The sequence below is a fragment of the Devosia sp. genome, assembly GCF_017307565.1.
Classification (GTDB): Bacteria; Pseudomonadota; Alphaproteobacteria; order Rhizobiales; family Devosiaceae; genus Devosia.
In genome coordinates, this window is sequence record NZ_JAFKHD010000024.1 from 1 (window position 1) to 2,465 (window position 2,465).

At 62.4% G+C, this 2,465-nt stretch carries 3 protein-coding genes; 2 read left to right on the forward strand and 1 reads right to left on the reverse strand.

Going from position 1 to position 2,465, the window contains the following annotated elements:
• A partial coding sequence (gene mutY / locus J0I64_RS00295; RefSeq protein ID WP_291405319.1) for an A/G-specific adenine glycosylase occupies window positions 1-870 on the reverse strand: 870 nt, incomplete at its 3' end.
• A gap of 226 nt (window positions 871-1,096) precedes the next feature.
• Between mutY and J0I64_RS00300 the strand changes: the two genes are divergently transcribed.
• Both J0I64_RS00300 and J0I64_RS00305 read left to right on the forward strand, forming a co-directional pair.
• A complete protein-coding gene (locus tag J0I64_RS00300) occupies window positions 1,097-1,615 on the forward strand; it encodes a DciA family protein (protein ID WP_291405320.1) in 519 nt (172 codons plus the stop codon).
• Window positions 1,616-1,758: 143 nt separating this feature from the next.
• A partial coding sequence (locus tag J0I64_RS00305) for a DsbA family protein (protein WP_291405322.1) occupies window positions 1,759-2,465 on the forward strand: 707 nt, incomplete at its 3' end.

Below are 2,465 nucleotides of genomic sequence, written 5' to 3' on the forward strand. Positions count from 1 at the left end.
GTTCCCCGCTACGGGATAGGCGACCTCCGAAAGGTCCGCTACCCAGTCCGAGGTCGGCACTTCCGTCATGCCGCCGAGCAACCCCTTGCCCGGCCGCGATTGCAGGTAAACATCGCCCCCGGCATCGGTCATGACGAAGGCATGTCCCCGCCGCACGGGACGTTCGGCCTTCACCGGCTTGATCGGATAGATCGTCGGCTCGCCTTCGCGCATGGCACGGCAATCCGGTTGCAGCGGACAGATGAGACAGGACGCAGCCCGCGGCGCACAGATCGTTGCGCCGAGATCCATCATGGCCTGCGCAAAATCGCCCGATCGCTCCGGCACGCTTTGCTGCAATGCCGCCCGCAATTCGTCCTTGGCCTCGCGCACCGGCACATCGAGCGCATAATAGCGCGCCAGCACCCGGTCGAGATTGCCGTCGAGCACCGCAATCCTCTCATCAAAACAGATCGCGGCAATCGCCGCGCTCGTATAGGCGCCAATCCCGGGCAGGGTTTGCAGCCCTTCCGAAGTCTTCGGAAAGACGCCGCCATGCTCGTCCACCACTGCCTTGGCGCAGGCATGAAGGTTTCGCGCCCGCGCATAGTATCCCAGCCCCGCCCATTCGCGCAGCACCGCATCGAGAGGAGCGGCGGCAAGGTCAAACACCGTTGGCCAGAGATGGGTAAAACGCAAGAAATACCTTTGGACCGCCGCGACGGTCGTCTGCTGCAGCATCACTTCGCTCAGCCACACCCGGTAGGGATCGGCATGCACACCTCTTGCCCGATCGGCCGGCGAAACGCGCCAGGGCAGATCGCGGGCATGGCGATCATACCAGGCAAGCACTGCGTCTGCGTCGATGGGGTGGGGGGCAACAAGGGGCATGGCGGATGGATATAGTTTTTGGGGTGGGGGCTTCAAGCCTGACTATTTGTGCGCGCCGTCACCCCCTCCCATCCTCCCCCATCAAGGGGGAGGTGCGGGCCGGTGGGTTTGAACAGATCGCGCGACACCCTCGATGCAACACCTCCCCCTCGATGGGGGAGGATGGGAGGGGGTGGGGCCACACGCGCCGCTTGCGTGTTATCCGCCTCAGCGCTACTCCCACCTCATGGCCGAAAAGGAACCGCCCGAACCCAAGCGCAGGAACAAGACACTCAGCGTTGCTGACGTGCTTTCGGGCGCGCTTGACCCGGTGCTGAAAAAGCGCGGCTTTGCGACCAAGGACATCATCACCCATTGGCGGGTCATCGCCCCTGCCCCCTATGACCAGACCACTATGCCCGACAAACTGGTCTGGCCGCGCAGCGCCGCCCAGAGCCACGAAGGCGCGGTGCTTTATCTTCGCTGCGGCCCGGGCCAGGCACTTTTCGTGCAGCACGCCGCGCCCGAGATCGCCATCGCGGTAAACCGTTATTTCGGTTACCTTCTCGTCGATGAGGTTCGCCTCTCCGCCGAACTATTCACGCCCGGTTCAGGTGCAAAGGCGCAGAAGAGCAGGCAACCGAGCCAGAGCGAAATCGCAAAGGTCGGCGCCGAGGTCGAAAAGATCGAGGATACTGATCTGCGGGAAGCGTTGCGGGCATTGGGCCTCGCGCTCTCCGGCAGATCGGAGCCAAAGGGCAGATAAGCATATACCCGAGGGGGTTACGCTTTCGGGATCAGGACGTGCACAACGGATAGACCGTTCACCCCCAAGTGATAATCATGCCCACTTGCCGACACTAAGGCCATGTGTAGTGTCGCGCATAACAAAAATCAGGAGCCTGACACGTGAAGTTCAACCGCCGTGAGACCCTTATCCTCGCCGCTTCCGCCTCTGCGCTGAGCCTTTGCGGCTTGAGCGCTGCCCAGGCCGCCGAAGGCGATGTGATCGACCAGGCAAAGCTCCTGGCGCCGGCTGGCAATATTTCCGACAAGGTGGTCGGCAATCCCGACGCCCCGGTCACGGTCATCGAATATGCGTCGCCGACCTGCCCGCACTGCGCCACCTTCACGAATAACGTCTACGAGCCCTTCAAGGCCGCCTATATCGACACCGGCAAGGTAAAGTTCATCCTGCGCCCCTTTGTGCGCAACGTGCTCGACGCCGCCATCTTCATGCTGGCCGAAGCTGCAGGCGAGACGAACTACCACAACGTCATCGCGACCTATTTCAAGACCCAGGGCGAATGGGGCGTTTCCGAAACGCCGCGCGATGCGATCTACAACATCGCCACCCAGCTCGGTTTTACCAAGGAAAGCTTCGGCGCAGCCTTGACGAATCAGGACCTGTTTACTGGCATGGAAGCCATGCGCGAACAGGCGCTGAACGAATTCGGGCTCCAGGGCACGCCGACCTTCTATGTCAATGGCAAGACGCTTTCCGGTGACAAGACGCTCGAGCAGCTCGCTGCCGAGATCGACCCGCTTGTGCCTGCCGATTTCGTCGCTCCCGCTGCTGCCGCAGCTGCGACCCCTGCCCCGGCAACTGACGCGAT